Below are 13110 nucleotides of genomic sequence, written 5' to 3'. Positions count from 1 at the left end.
TTCGGCCCTCTTATGGATATGGATATGGATACAGATATGGATAATATCAATTACTTTAAATTATTTAACGTTGCCATATTATCTTTATTAATAACATCATTTTCTGCCCATCCAGCCTTGAATACCAACTTCCTGCGTGGAGAAATACCGGCACAGGCCATCGATATTTTTGATGACAACATTCAATATCCTGCTGGTCATTATATTATCGAGGTAATATTTAACCGCCATGCTCTTGGAAAAAAAGAACTCATTATTTCATCCAGTGATAAAGAAACCCTTTGCTTAAATAAAGAGTGGATGAGCGGATTACATTTGCCGATTAACTATAAGTTATTCGGTGATTATTTCGACCCTATTCGCAACTGTTATAATATTGGTGCCTATCCTGGGGCAAAGGTTATTTTTAATCACGGCAAACAGACACTAACTTTCAGCGTCCCTCAAATTGCACTGGATGAATTAAACCAGCAGCAATCCTGGGACTACGGTATTCCGGGGGCTAAACTCAATTATTCCGGCTATGTCTCTAAAACCAATTCTTCTCAGGCTCAGGTGTATGGCGATATCGATTCCTATATCAATATGGGGCGCTGGGTCACCCACGCACGCAGCAACTATTCAAGAGACTCAGGCTTTGATACCTCAGAAGCCACGATATCGACCGCTATCCGGCCGATTCGGGGAAATTTTGTCGCCGGCAAGACGCTAACGTCCACCACAACCCTGCCCAACTTTATGTTTTACGGTATAGCACTACGCTCTGACAGCAGTATGCGCCCTTGGGAAACCCGCGGTTATGCCCCAGTGATTTCAGGGGTGGTCAATTCCAATGCCACCATTACCATCTCGCAAAACGGCTATATTCTCAGCTCACAGGTGGTGCCAGCGGGTGCCTATCAGCTCAACAATATTGCACCAGTGAGCAACGGCGAGCTCACCGTCACAGTTGAAGAAGATAACGGTACAAAGTCGGTTCGTCGCTATCCGGTCGCTACCCTATCTTCTTTACTGCGCGCCAATGAATTTAACTATAATCTGGTGGTAGGAAAAAGAGAGATTGACGGAAAGCGTGACAGTCACTTATTCCAACTGGGTGCAGTGGATTATGGCTTCAAAAAATTTACCGTTCATTCAGCATGGGTTTTACATCAGGATTACCAAAGTGCCGCATTAGGCATCAGTAAAGATCTGGGGCAATTCGGCGCTATCTCCCTGTATACGCACGCCGCCATCAGCAAGTTCCAAAAACAGACCCCTACATCAAAGAATTTTAAACAAACCGGCTTTAGCCACGTTGCTCAATATGCTAATTCATTGACCAATAATACCAACCTACAATTTTTAGCTTACCGCTACACCGGTAAAGATTACGTCGATTTTGCTGATTTTAATCCCAATGCCTTCTACCATCGAAGTAACCAGAAAGAGCGCTACGAAACCATTATCTCCCACAGTTTTGACAGTAGCTTCGTCAGTCTGTCCGGTTGGATACAAACTTATCGTAACCGTGTAAAAAATGAAATGGGTGCCAGCCTATCCTATAACACCGCAATAAAAGGCATGGACTTCTCGATTTCTGGCGATTATCAGAAGCTCGGTGATTATCAACGCGATAATTATATGGTCTCAATCGGATTAAATATCCCGTTTAGTATTTTCGATAAGAATCATTTTTGGACTAACTCGGTTAATTATAATCGCAATAATAAAGCCAGCTTTAACTCAGGTCTTTCCGGCAGTATTAATGACAACTTAAATTACAGTGTTAACACCAATAAAGACAAAGATGACTGGAGCAACTCTGCCTATTTAGGTATCGACCAGAACATTATCAATACCGGCCTTGCTATTTCGCAAAGTAAACATCAGACCTCAGGCTCTGTAAGTGCGTCAGGTAGCCTATTTGCCACCAAACAAACCGGCGTGTTACTCAGCAATGTCAGACGAGACACCGTCGCTATCGCCAATATCGACAATCTTGAAAATGTGAAATTCAATGGTTCAGCACCCACTAATAGTAAAGGGAATACCATTATCGGGGTTTCCCCTTATATGGTGAATAACCTAAAAATCGATACCGAAGAGGTACCGGATAATATTGAGCTATTGGATACCGTCCATCATTTCGTACCCACCGATAAATCCATTGTTTATCGTGAATTTAAATATTCAGCCATTCACCGTTTTATTTTACGACTGAAAAAGGCCAATGGCGAATTTGTTCCTGCCGGTAGTTCGGCCAGAACCGAGAACAACGCTTATGTCGGCTTTGTCTCTAACGGTGGCGTGTTACTACTTAATTTAGTGGATAAATTAGAAAAAATCACCGTGACGTCCCCTAATGGAGAAGTGTGCGCTTTAAATATCAGCAATATTAAATCAAATGAGAATAAAATTATGGAGATTAAATGTAATGAATAAGGTGATATCGATTTTCATCCTACTGGTGTCTTCATTCATGAGCTTTAATGCCTTGTCGGCATTTACCCTCAATGGCACCCGGTTTATTTATGATGAAGGCAGAAAGAATATCGCTATTGAAATTACCAACAATAGTGACAAAACCTACGGCGGACAAATTTGGATTGAGAATCTAAACGATCTCAATAACGTTTTTTTCATTCCAGCGCCAAATTTATTTAAAGTCAGCGGTGGAGAGAAACAACTTATTCGTCTGCTGTATGTGAATGATATTTTGCCAAAAGATAAAGAATCATTATTTTGGTTAAACGTACAAGAAATTCCGCCGGTAGCCAGTACTGATGAAAGCAACGTGTTAGCCGTAGCGCTCAATACTCAGGTAAAACTGATCTATCGTCCAAAAGCATTGGCGGCGGCTCGTGAAGAGGCCGAGAAAAACCTGACTTATCGTGGCTCGGTATTAAAAAACCCAACCCCTTATTATTTTGCTATTACCAAAATCGCCATCAACGGCACCCCGTTGAAATTAGATAAGAAAACAGAACAACAAATCAGTCTGCTGGCCCCGTTTAGCGAAGTGACTTTACCCCGTGCGTTATCCGGCAAAGTCTCCATTGAAGCCATTGATGACTATGGCGCCCAACGTACTTTTGATATTCAGTGAGGAATATTGATGAAAAAATCACTTTATATTATTAGCTTATTATCGCTCTTGTTATCCGTTGATGCTTGGGGAGCCAGATGTACTGGTTTGATGCTGAAATATGACATCCCGGCATCAATAGACGTTACCGATAAAAAAGTTGGCGATCAGCTCTATTCCTTCAGTGTTCCGACAACTATTGTCTCATATGGGGGGAGTTGTACTCGTAATGCAAGCGCCACTGGACAATATATCAGTATTGTTAATTACTATAAAGGAACCCCACCCTCTGGCGGGTACGGTCAGTGCACTCTAACTACAACAAAGAAATATTCTTCGTATAAATATTTAAAATTCGTTTCGGGAAATTCTTGTGGCGATACGGCTTGGATGTTACTGGCTGATCGCAAAACCAGCGGTGATGGACGACTGTATCCGATGGGCGGCCCAGGAGGAGACAATCATTCCGGTATCACATATCTGGAAACAAAACCGCCACTGGGGAAAACAACAGTTAACCCTATCTTTATGATAGAACGAGGAAGCTTTTACTCCCAAATTGGGGGCGATACTCGTACGCTCATGTCCGAACATGTGGCCTTTACAGCCCCCGATAAAATAGTATTAATCAATAAAGTATCCTGCAGTGTTGCCGTTAATGATGTGAGTTTTGGTACTCAAACAGTAGGCGCACTCAAGTCAGGTACTATCGCCGATAAATCCATCAATATTGATTTTACCTGCAATGGCGTATTACCCGCTTACACCTTAAGCTTTTCCGGCAAAGATGGCGTTAATAATGCGGCTAACGGCATTATCAAAGTGAAAGATAATACCTCCATTGGCTATCAGTTTAAGTGGGGGGATGACACGGTTACAGATAAAGATAGTGCCGTTACTGTCAATGATTCTCAGATCTCGCCAGCCACCCTACCCAAAGGCCAGAATTTTACCGTGCCCATTTTGGTGAAACCGGTGTTGTTATCAGCCTCGCCGATTCCGGGCAATGCCAATACCGCCCTTATCATCAAAGTCACACTCAATTAACGGGAGTTATTTATGCTAAAGAAACTATTAGTGATAAGCCTTGGACTTTCTTTGTCTTTTCACGCTGGTGCCACCCACTTTGCGTCGAATGTTAACGGTGGAACCGTCACCTCTAATTTAACCATGGTAGTTAAAACCTCTTGCAGCGCTGAGGTAAATGATATTGCCTTCGGCGATCAGTCTGCCGGTGACATTAAAAAGGGGGAGATTGTAGATAAAACCCTGTCACTGGATATTGCCTGTGACTCTACGTTGGCAAACTATACCATTAAATTTACTGCTCCAGATGGTGTTGATACGGTCAAAGGAATTATTAAAACCAAAGCAAACAGCACGGTGGGCTATCAATTAAAGTGGGGTGACAATACCGTAAAACCGACAGCTTCGGTAGTCTCCGTTGGTGGGGAAGCGATGACACCAACAAATAAACCCACGGCGGCCAGTTTTTCTATTCCCATCAAAGTAAAGCCGGTTGCATTAGGTGAAATTGTCTCCCCTGGCGCAGCCAATACCGCATTGAATATTATACTCACCTTCAATTAGTGTAGGGGCCGCTATGCTCAAGCATGTTTTACTTTCCGGGCTACTGATATTCTCTGCCATGCAACACGGCAGAGCGACAACCTTATCATCATCAATGGAAGGCAGTGATGTTCAGTCTCAGTTTAGCCTCAACGTGACTATCGCGACCTGCCTGCCCGCTACCGTTGATGAGGTTAATTTTGGCCCGATTGATACCAAAACGATATTATCCGGAGAAGTTGAAGGGGAGTCGACCCTATCTCTTGATTGCTCCGGCACCATTAAACCACAGCGTGTTGTTCTCAAATTTGAACCGGCTAACCCGCATTTAACTATGGGCTCAACGGGATATATTGCCTCAAAAAATACCTCCCTCGGCTATTTGATGACATGGGCTGATAATAAAGTTGGCACCACCGGCAGCGGTATTCCCATGAATCAAGAACTGCGAATTGATAAACCCGAAGCAGCGCTGATGAAAATGAAGTTTAAGATTAAACCGGTGGTATTACCGATAGGCAGTTCATCCGTTACCCTCGGTAATGCTGATACTCACGTAATAATAAAAATTAAGTATATATGATGGCGGAACACTCCATGAATAAGAGCATATACGGCTATCTGATTATCGTCTGGTTCGGCTTATATTTTCCGTTTTCGACTGCGGCTATGGATACAAATGCAGATACGGATACATATGCGTATGAAACGTTACCGGATACCAAACTGAGTATTTCATTAGAGGTGGTCAACATTACCTGTAAAATCAACAATGGCGAAGGGTTTGATAAAGTTGTCGATTTAGGTGTGATGCATGAAACAACATTACTGGAAGGAAAACAACCGGCGGTTAAGACTCAGTTTATCGTAGACTGCCGGGAAAGCGGAGTGAAGCCTCAAAATATAGACGTTAAATTTAAACCTGGTCGTCAAGGCACGTTAAATAATGGCAGCGGAGGCGAGCTGAACACCAACTTATCCGGCGTGGGCATTCTCTTAACCTTGCCTGACGGTACACCAGTTGATTTATCTGGAAAAAATCACCGGTTTACCGCCAATAACGAGCAGTTTGATATTAGTTTCTACGCTAAACCCTATGCTCAAGGACAAAGCGTTGAAAAAGGCATCATGCAAAGCAGCGTTATCATCGATATGCTTTATAAGTAGTCCGCTTTCGTTATCTCCGCCTTCAACATCCTTCTATCGGAAAATGGTCGGCTATCTAAGTCGACCAATCCTATCTGGCGATCCCGGTCAAGTAACAAATAAGCAACAATACCTTGAGTTTCATCACAATTGCTCAACATTTATCCATCCTCTCCCTTGTCATTCGATACGTTCCACCCATACTTATTTATCTATAACCTGATAAAAAAATGGGAAGACCTGCATGTCAAAAAAATTAAATTTACTCATGGTCAGTATGCTAGCCCTACCTATCGGTTCTGCATTTTCTGCCTCTACCACCGCACCGGCAAACTACCCTGCCGATTACCAAAAAGTGATTGATGCCGCCAATAAAGAAGGAAAAGTCGTGGTGTATTCCACAACGGATACCGCCGCGGCAGCACCACTTATTAAAGGATTTCAGGCGCTTTATCCTGATATCAGCGTTGAATACAATGATATGAACAGCACCGAGCTGTATAACCGTTATATCAGTGAACAAGCATCGTCCAGCGGCAGCGGCGACGTGGTCTGGAGTTCTGCAATGGATACCGGACTAAAGCTAGCCAGCGACTATGCCCTACCGTATAAATCACCGGAAGCCGGTAAACTGCCGAGCTGGGCGGTCTGGAAAGATACCGTCTACGGCACAACCTATGAACCGCTGGTGTTTATCTACAATAAACGGCTGATCAAAGCAGAGGAAATTCCAACCTCTCACGCAACATTGGCCACCCTGATTAAAGGGCAGCAGGATCGGTTTAAAAATAAAGTCACCACCTACGATATTGAAAAGTCAGCGCTGGGCTTTATGCTTGCCGTTGAAGATATGAAAAACGATCCGCACTATTTCGATCATTTGAAAGACACCGCCAGCGCCGGAATGGTGGTGCAGTCATCTACCGGAACCATGCTAGAGCGAGTCTCTTCCGGTGAAAACCTGATTGGCTATAACATACTGGAACCCTACGCCAAAACTCGCGCCATGAAAGATCCTTCTCTTGGCATTGCGTATCCAACCGACTATACCTTGGTGTTATCTCGCGTCACCTTTATCAGTAAACAGGCCAAGAATGCCAATGCTGCCAAGCTGTGGCTGGACTATATGCTGTCGCAAAAAGGTCAGGATATTTTAGCTAATCAGGCCAATATTACCTCGATTCGTGATGATATTACCGGCGATAACGACGTGGCAGGCACTACTCAGCGGTTAGGCTCGGCGCTGAAGCCGATCCCGGTCAATGACAGCCTGTTGGAATATTTACAGCAAAACAAACGGTTAGACTTCCTGAAAAAATGGCGCTCTATTACCGGTAAGTAAGGTTAAAACCTATTTAACGGTAAAGGCAAATCGCCTTTACCGTTAGCATTCTAATTATTATAAATCAGGGTTTAGCTATGGACTCATTGCGCAGAATCAGGCAGAGCTTACCGCGCGGTGCAGTCGTGTTATTAACGGCGTTATTTATCTATGGCCCGTTGGCACTGATTGTCACCCAAAGTTTTCTGTCGGCTCCCTTCTTTGTTGCAGATAAAACTTTCTCACTGGATGCCTACCGCTTCGTTTTTGACGATCCCGATTTCTATAAGGCACTAAAAAGCGGATTTATTCTGGCCATTGGCCTGGTGGTGATCGTTATTCCTCTCGGCGGCATACTGGCATTTCTGATTGTCCGAACCGATCTTCCCGGCCGCCGCTGGATAGAACCAATGATACTGGTGCCGGTGTTTGTTTCACCAATGGTATTAGGCTTCGGCTATGTGGTTGCCGCCGGACCAGTTGGCTTCTTCTCGCTGTGGATACAAGATATTATTGGCTTTGTGCCGTGGAATATCTATTCCATGACCAGCATTGTGATTATTGCCGGGCTAACGCACGTCCCCCATGCTTATCTGTATATCTCTTCTGCGTTACGCAATATGGGGTCAGACGTTGAAGAAGCCGCGCGCATTTCCGGCGCTTCGCCACTACGCGTCATGATCTCCGTTAGTCTGCCGATGGTCAGGCCAGCGATTTTGTATGCCACGGTGCTGCTGTTTTTCCTCGGTCTGGAAGTGTTTGGCCTGATGCTGGTATTAGGCGATCCTGAGGGTAATCTGGTTCTGGCGACCTATTTATACAAACTCACCAATAAGCTGGGTATTCCCTCCTACCATCTGATGGCGGTGGTCGCGGTTGTTCTGATTAGCATTACCATTCCACTGATTATGCTACAGCGCCGTCTAATGCGTACCGCAAACCGCTTTGTCACGGTAAAAGGCAAAGCATCGCAGTCGCACGCCTTACCGCTGGGTAAATGGCGCTGGATATCCGCCGCAGTGGTAATTCTGTGGCTGATCGTCACTATCTTTGTCCCGTTAACTGGCATCTTACTGCGGGCGTTTGTCTCCAACTGGGGCGTTGGCGTTTCGCTGTTTGACCAGCTCTCTCTGGATACCTTCCGCACTGTGTTTTCCCAGCCAAACCTGATTCGCGCGATTGTTAACTCGGTTGCCATCGGTATCTTTGGCGGAGCGTTAGCAGTGATTTGCTACACCTTTATTGGTTTAGCGATGCACCGCAAACCAGATCGGGTCACCCGCTTTCTCGACTACAGCGTACTGATTCCACGGGCGGTACCGGGAATTTTGGCTGGTTTAGCGTTCTTATGGGTATTTCTGTTTACCCCGATGTGGATGGATAAATCGCTGGCGGACGGTTATATGTCAGTGCTGCCCGGCGCCCAATGGATGCGTGATAACGTGATTGTCTGGATGCGTGCCGCGCGAAATACCATTTTCAGCGTCTGGTTGGCTTATACCGTGGTGTGGCTGGCCTATGGGTTACGTCTGATCTCCTCAGCCTTATTACAGGTCGGGGCGGAACTGGAAGAAGCCGCCCGCAGCACCGGTGCACGGCGCAGTCAGGTTACCCGGCAAATTACCGTTCCTTTGGCGCGTTATGGACTTATCGGTTCCTGGCTGTTGATGTTCCTGATTTTTGAGCGGGAATATTCTACTGGCGTCTATTTACTTTCTCCCGGTACGGAAACCATTGGCTCGATGCTGGTTTCCCTGTGGGGAACCGGTGCGGTTGATATTGTCGCCGCCCTGTCGTTTATCAATATTGTTTTGGTGATGTTCGGGCTGGGAATAGCCCTGCGCTTTGGAGTAAAACTAAATGACTGAGCTAACGGTAGAGAACCTGCATTTAAACTACGGCACCAACCCTGTCCTCAAAGGGGTGTCTATGCAGTTGCATAAGGGCGAGGTTGTTACGCTATTAGGCCCTTCCGGCAGCGGAAAAACCACGCTACTGCGTGCGGTTGCCGGTCTGGAAGGCCCCTGTGCAGGGCGTATCACCATCGGCGATCGCGTGGTGTATGACGGCAGTACCAACAAAGAAATTCCGGTTGAGGATCGCAATCTAGGGCTGGTGTTTCAGTCCTACGCACTCTGGCCGCATATGACCATCTTCGATAATATTGCCTATCCGCTTAAGCTGCGTAAAGTCTCATCAACGGAAGTCAAAAGCCGGGTTCAGGCAGTGCTTGAGCAGTTGGGTTTGGGGCATTTAGGTGAGCGCTATCCTCATCAACTGTCAGGAGGCCAGCAGCAACGGGTGGCTATTGGCCGTGGGCTGGTATATAACCCGCCGGTTCTGCTGCTGGATGAACCGCTATCGAATCTGGATGCCAAACTGCGTGAGGAAGCCCGAGTATTTCTACGCCGACTGATTGTTGAGCTGGGATTATCCGCCCTGATGGTGACACACGATCAAAGTGAAGCCATGGCGATTTCCGACCGCATTCTACTGTTGAATAACGGTGTTATCGAACAACAGGGCACACCTCAAGAAATGTATGCCGCGCCAACCAGCCTGTTTACCGCCGAATTTATGGGCAGCAATAACCGACTGCATGGCCGCATCACGGAACTACAGGGTGAACATGCCTGCATTCAGGGAGCTAACTGGAAACTATGGGGAAAACCGGCTAACGGCTTACAGGTCGGACAGGAGGTAACTGCGGTTATTCGCGTAGAGCAGGTCAAAGTTGACGATCACAATGAGCAAAACCATCTGGAACTGCCGCTGCTCACCAGCATGTATCTCGGTAGCCACTGGGAATATCTGTTCCGCGAATCCAATGATGATTCACCGGTATTAAGAGCATTCGGCACCGTTAAACCCGATAACGGCCTTTGTCGGTTATCTATGCCTGCCGATCAGGTTTGGATATTTCCGCGAGTTTGAGTTGAGGTTGAATATCAGGTTAAGCGAAAATTTCGCCGCCAAAAATACGACATATTATTTAACCGTCGGGCTTGCGGCGAGTAAAGGGCGTTAGGCGAACGCCCTTTACATTGAAGGTTCCCCAGAAAAATAAGCATGAATTTCTGACGATTATTTATATTGTCATTCCCGCATTTATACCGTCATCCCTGCGAAAGCGGGGACCTCGTTCTTAAGCCAAGCGTTGTCGTTAAGCTAAAACATTAGATGATTCGCTGCGCTCCCCTTCGGGCCATTCGCTATGCGAATGTTTGCTACGCCTGCGGCTGCGCGTTCCGGTTTTCACCGGAATGACGGAGGGAAAATAGACATTTGCGGTCATATTCTGACGGAGTCACTAATAAGATGGAACATTCCGCCGGGAGCAGATCCATGCCGGTGCGTTAAGCCTTCGAACCAACTGAGGTTGCCGTCGCGTAGCGTCGGTCAACAGTCGGCTGCGAAGGCGCGGGAGGTGCAGGGGGCGTTCACCTCAACGCCCCTTGCTCACTGCCTTCTCAGTTGCTGATTTGACCACCAAACTATTAGCAGCGAAACCAGTCGAAGTACTTAATACCGGCATTAATTCACAACAACGATTTCTATTCCCCCGAAGGGAACAAAAACGGATTCACTCCACTGCGAGCAAAACCTTCTTCTTCTACCTTGGCATCCAGCACCAGCGAGGCCAAATCGTCCGCCACCGGCTCAACGTTTTGATCTTTATCCTGATACAGAATCTTCAGGTAGCTACCGCAGTCGCCGCAGCTTTCCGCTTTAACGGCTGCCTGTTCAGTATCCAGCGACCAGTAATCCAGCTTGCCGGTCTGTTCACAGTTGCTGCACTTCACTCGCACCATATGCCATTCGCTTTCGCACAGGCTACAGTGTAGATAACGCAGACCCGCATCAGTGCCGATATGCACTAAGCTGGCTACCGGCGCGCTGTCGCACACTGGACAGTTATGACGCTCTTCACCGTATTCAGCACGGGCTTTACCCGGTATTTGAGTGGCCATTTGCGACCAATAAACTGACAGTGCGGCCCACAGGAATGGCGCTTTATCGCTGCCGACTTTACCGATTTCACCGGCCAACAGGTCGCTGGCCAGACTTTCCAGCTCAGCAGAGCCCATCTTTTTCAGCGATTCCAACACCGGTAACACATGCTCCGGCGCTTCCGGCTCCAGTTCAGCAATAATGGCTGCCAGCAGAGTTTGCCAGTGTTGGCTGCGTGGAAAAGTTTTTACCGACAGCGGTGGACGACTGGCATCCGAGGCTGCTTTTAGGGTGTCGGTTAAGTCGATTTTCAGCGGGTTATCGTGCTGAGCATGACTCTGGGCATCTACCACCGTAGCGGCAAACTTTAGATAATCACCCAGCGGATGATCTTCCGCCAGCTGGCGCAAGCGCTCAGCACGACGGGAATACAGACTTTTTAAGTTGGCAAATAACAACGGCGGGATAGCTCCCGCCGTTTTTACCACTTCGTCTGGGGAAACGATGCGGATACTACTCATTCTTTTCCTTTTCCTCGTCGGCGACAACTTCGCGGTACCAGCGTGGGTGATGCTTAGCAGCCCATTTACGGCTAACTTTACCTTCAACCATACCGGTAATCGATCCCTTCACCCAGAATGCCATATAAATATGGATCAGGATGGCGTGGATCAGCACAATCGCCGCGACGGCATGAATCATCAGACCTAAACGGATAGCCCATATCGGGAAGAATTCGGCAAAGTAAGGACGCCAAATAATCACGCCGCTGACCAGCAATACGAGGATTAAACTCATAATGCTCCAGAACATCGCCTTCTGACCCGGGTTATATTTACCCACATCAGCCACTTTATGTTCATTGCCTTTCAGTACTTCCACGATATGCACAAACCAGCCAATATCATCTCTCTTCGGGATGTTATGACTGACAAATCGGCAGAACATCACCACCAGCACACAGAAAATCAGCACGCCAAAGAACGGGTGCAGAATGCGCCCCATTTGTGGTGTACCAAAAGTCTGAGTCAACCAGCTCAGCGTCGGGAAGAACATAGCAATGCCCGACAGCGCTACCAGAAAGAAACAAATCACTACGGTCCAGTGACACGCTCGGTCAATGAACGAGTAGCGTTTAATCATCTTACTTTTCTTCATGATGATTTCCCTCGTCATTGTCGTCTTCATCATCGACTTTGTTCGGGCCTACGCCCACATAGTGATAGATCAGGCCGGCGAAGCTGGCGATAAATGCCGCAGCCGACAGTGGTTTCAATACGCCTTTCCAGAAACCAACAACCGGGCTAATCACCGGATCTTTCGGCAGTCCGCTATACAGCTCTGGACGGTCAGCGTGGTGTAATACGTACATTACGTGAGTACCGCCAACGCCAGCCGGATTATACAGCCCTGCATTGTCATAGCCCCGAGTATGCAGCTCTGCCACACGCTCTTCCGCCAACTCAATCATGGCCTGTTTCGTGCCAAAATGAATGGCGCCGGTTGGACAAGTTTTCACACAAGCAGGTTCCTGACCCACGGTGACCCGGTCAACGCACAGGGTACATTTGTACACCCGGTTATCCTCTTTATTCATACGAGGAACGTCGAACGGACAGCCAGCGATACAGTAACCACAGCCGATACAGTGTTCAGACTGGAAATCGACGATACCGTTAGCATACTGAATAATCGCTCCGGCAGAAGGACACGCCTTCAAACAGCCCGGGTCGCTACAATGCATACAGCCATCTTTACGGATCAGCCATTCCAGCTTACCGTTTTCTTCCACTTCCGAATAACGCATCACGGTCCATGACTTGGCGCTCAGATCCGCCGGGTTATCATAAACCCCGACGTTATGACCGATTTCATCACGAATATCGTTCCACTCGGAACAGGCCACCTGACAGGCTTTACAGCCGATACAGGTGGTCACGTCAATCAGCTTCGCCACTTCTTCCTGGTGATGACGCACCTGAGGCGGTGGCGTCAACGCATTGGTGGCGGAACGCTTGATAATGTCTTGAGATTGCATTGACATATTTTCTCTCCG

Annotated in this window: 13 protein-coding genes; 9 read left to right on the top strand and 4 right to left on the bottom strand. The window is 47.1% G+C overall.

Going from position 1 to position 13110, the window contains the following annotated elements; all coding sequences use genetic code 11:
- Nucleotides 1–36 precede the first annotated feature (36 nt).
- The 6 genes from pefC to BMZ28_RS13635 are packed head-to-tail and all read left to right on the top strand — an operon-like array spanning nt 37 to nt 5803.
- On the top strand, nt 37–2424 hold the full coding sequence (gene pefC, locus BMZ28_RS13660; RefSeq protein ID WP_074824134.1) for a PefC/AfrB family outer membrane usher protein: 2388 nt from the start codon (nt 37–39) through the stop codon (nt 2422–2424).
- Entirely contained in the window at nt 2417–3088 is a 672-nt protein-coding gene (locus BMZ28_RS13655; protein WP_047782306.1) for a fimbrial chaperone, read from the top strand. Before pefC ends, BMZ28_RS13655 begins: the two co-directional genes overlap by 8 nt.
- Before the next feature lie 9 nt (nt 3089–3097).
- Nucleotides 3098–4114, top strand: coding sequence for a hypothetical protein (locus tag BMZ28_RS13650; RefSeq protein WP_074824015.1), 1017 nt, complete (start codon nt 3098–3100; stop codon nt 4112–4114).
- A 12-nt stretch (nt 4115–4126) separates the two neighbouring features.
- Nucleotides 4127–4657: a fimbrial protein gene (locus BMZ28_RS13645; RefSeq protein ID WP_074824013.1), complete on the top strand. Its 531-nt coding sequence runs from the start codon at nt 4127–4129 to the stop codon at nt 4655–4657.
- A gap of 13 nt (nt 4658–4670) precedes the next feature.
- Entirely contained in the window at nt 4671–5219 is a 549-nt protein-coding gene (locus BMZ28_RS13640) for a fimbrial protein (RefSeq protein ID WP_047782314.1), read from the top strand.
- A 14-nt stretch (nt 5220–5233) separates the two neighbouring features.
- Nucleotides 5234–5803, top strand: a complete 570-nt coding sequence (locus tag BMZ28_RS13635; RefSeq protein ID WP_071845526.1) for a fimbrial protein — start codon at nt 5234–5236, stop codon at nt 5801–5803.
- On the opposite strand, the gene BMZ28_RS17520 is transcribed toward BMZ28_RS13635, so the two are convergent.
- Nucleotides 5794–5943 carry a hypothetical protein gene (locus tag BMZ28_RS17520; RefSeq protein WP_169052214.1) on the bottom strand — a complete coding sequence of 50 codons (150 nt, stop codon included), beginning with the start codon at nt 5941–5943 and terminating at the stop codon, nt 5794–5796. The genes BMZ28_RS13635 and BMZ28_RS17520 overlap by 10 nt on opposite strands.
- 107 nt (nt 5944–6050) lie before the next feature.
- On the opposite strand from BMZ28_RS17520, the gene BMZ28_RS13630 reads away from it, so the two are divergent.
- The 3 genes from BMZ28_RS13630 (at nt 6051) to BMZ28_RS13620 (ending at nt 10037) form a co-directional block, all read left to right on the top strand.
- A complete protein-coding gene (locus BMZ28_RS13630; protein ID WP_373994792.1) occupies nt 6051–7124 on the top strand; it encodes an ABC transporter substrate-binding protein in 1074 nt (357 codons plus the stop codon).
- 77 nt (nt 7125–7201) lie between these two features.
- Entirely contained in the window at nt 7202–8971 is a 1770-nt protein-coding gene (locus tag BMZ28_RS13625; RefSeq protein WP_047782316.1) for an ABC transporter permease, read from the top strand.
- Nucleotides 8964–10037, top strand: a complete 1074-nt coding sequence (locus tag BMZ28_RS13620) for an ABC transporter ATP-binding protein (protein WP_047782317.1) — start codon at nt 8964–8966, stop codon at nt 10035–10037. Before BMZ28_RS13625 ends, BMZ28_RS13620 begins: the two co-directional genes overlap by 8 nt.
- 620 nt (nt 10038–10657) lie before the next feature.
- Here the strand turns inward: BMZ28_RS13620 and fdhE are convergent.
- Genes fdhE through fdxH form a run of 3 tightly spaced genes read right to left on the bottom strand, consistent with a single transcriptional unit; the run spans nt 10658 to nt 13098 of the window.
- The gene (gene fdhE / locus BMZ28_RS13615) at nt 10658–11575 is read right to left on the bottom strand and encodes a formate dehydrogenase accessory protein FdhE (RefSeq protein WP_074824007.1); all 918 of its coding nucleotides are present in this window, start codon (nt 11573–11575) and stop codon (nt 10658–10660) included.
- Nucleotides 11568–12212, bottom strand: coding sequence for a formate dehydrogenase-N subunit gamma (gene fdnI, locus BMZ28_RS13610; protein WP_047782319.1), 645 nt, complete (start codon nt 12210–12212; stop codon nt 11568–11570). Before fdnI ends, fdhE begins: the two co-directional genes overlap by 8 nt.
- Nucleotides 12199–13098 (bottom strand): formate dehydrogenase subunit beta, encoded by a 900-nt coding sequence (gene fdxH / locus BMZ28_RS13605; protein ID WP_047782320.1) that lies wholly within the window; start codon nt 13096–13098, stop codon nt 12199–12201. The genes fdnI and fdxH overlap by 14 nt, the downstream gene beginning before the upstream one ends.
- Nucleotides 13099–13110 lie beyond the last annotated feature (12 nt).

Source organism: Pragia fontium DSM 5563 = ATCC 49100 (assembly GCF_900112475.1).
GTDB classification, from domain to species: Bacteria; Pseudomonadota; Gammaproteobacteria; order Enterobacterales; family Enterobacteriaceae; genus Pragia; species Pragia fontium.
The sequence above is the reverse complement of the archived record's forward strand: the minus strand, read 5'-3'. Positions and strand labels throughout refer to the sequence as shown.

Coding starts and splice junctions, on each gene's coding strand:
- pefC (WP_074824134.1), top strand. CDS start 37: ATGGATAATATCAATTACTTTAAATTATTTAACGTTGCCATATTATCT.
- BMZ28_RS13655 (WP_047782306.1), top strand. CDS start 2,417: ATGAATAAGGTGATATCGATTTTCATCCTACTGGTGTCTTCATTCATG.
- BMZ28_RS13650 (WP_074824015.1), top strand. CDS start 3,098: ATGAAAAAATCACTTTATATTATTAGCTTATTATCGCTCTTGTTATCC.
- BMZ28_RS13645 (WP_074824013.1), top strand. CDS start 4,127: ATGCTAAAGAAACTATTAGTGATAAGCCTTGGACTTTCTTTGTCTTTT.
- BMZ28_RS13640 (WP_047782314.1), top strand. CDS start 4,671: ATGCTCAAGCATGTTTTACTTTCCGGGCTACTGATATTCTCTGCCATG.
- BMZ28_RS13635 (WP_071845526.1), top strand. CDS start 5,234: ATGAATAAGAGCATATACGGCTATCTGATTATCGTCTGGTTCGGCTTA.
- BMZ28_RS17520 (WP_169052214.1), bottom strand. CDS start 5,943: ATGTTGAGCAATTGTGATGAAACTCAAGGTATTGTTGCTTATTTGTTA.
- BMZ28_RS13630 (WP_373994792.1), top strand. CDS start 6,051: ATGGTCAGTATGCTAGCCCTACCTATCGGTTCTGCATTTTCTGCCTCT.
- BMZ28_RS13625 (WP_047782316.1), top strand. CDS start 7,202: ATGGACTCATTGCGCAGAATCAGGCAGAGCTTACCGCGCGGTGCAGTC.
- BMZ28_RS13620 (WP_047782317.1), top strand. CDS start 8,964: ATGACTGAGCTAACGGTAGAGAACCTGCATTTAAACTACGGCACCAAC.
- fdhE (WP_074824007.1), bottom strand. CDS start 11,575: ATGAGTAGTATCCGCATCGTTTCCCCAGACGAAGTGGTAAAAACGGCG.
- fdnI (WP_047782319.1), bottom strand. CDS start 12,212: ATGAAGAAAAGTAAGATGATTAAACGCTACTCGTTCATTGACCGAGCG.
- fdxH (WP_047782320.1), bottom strand. CDS start 13,098: ATGTCAATGCAATCTCAAGACATTATCAAGCGTTCCGCCACCAATGCG.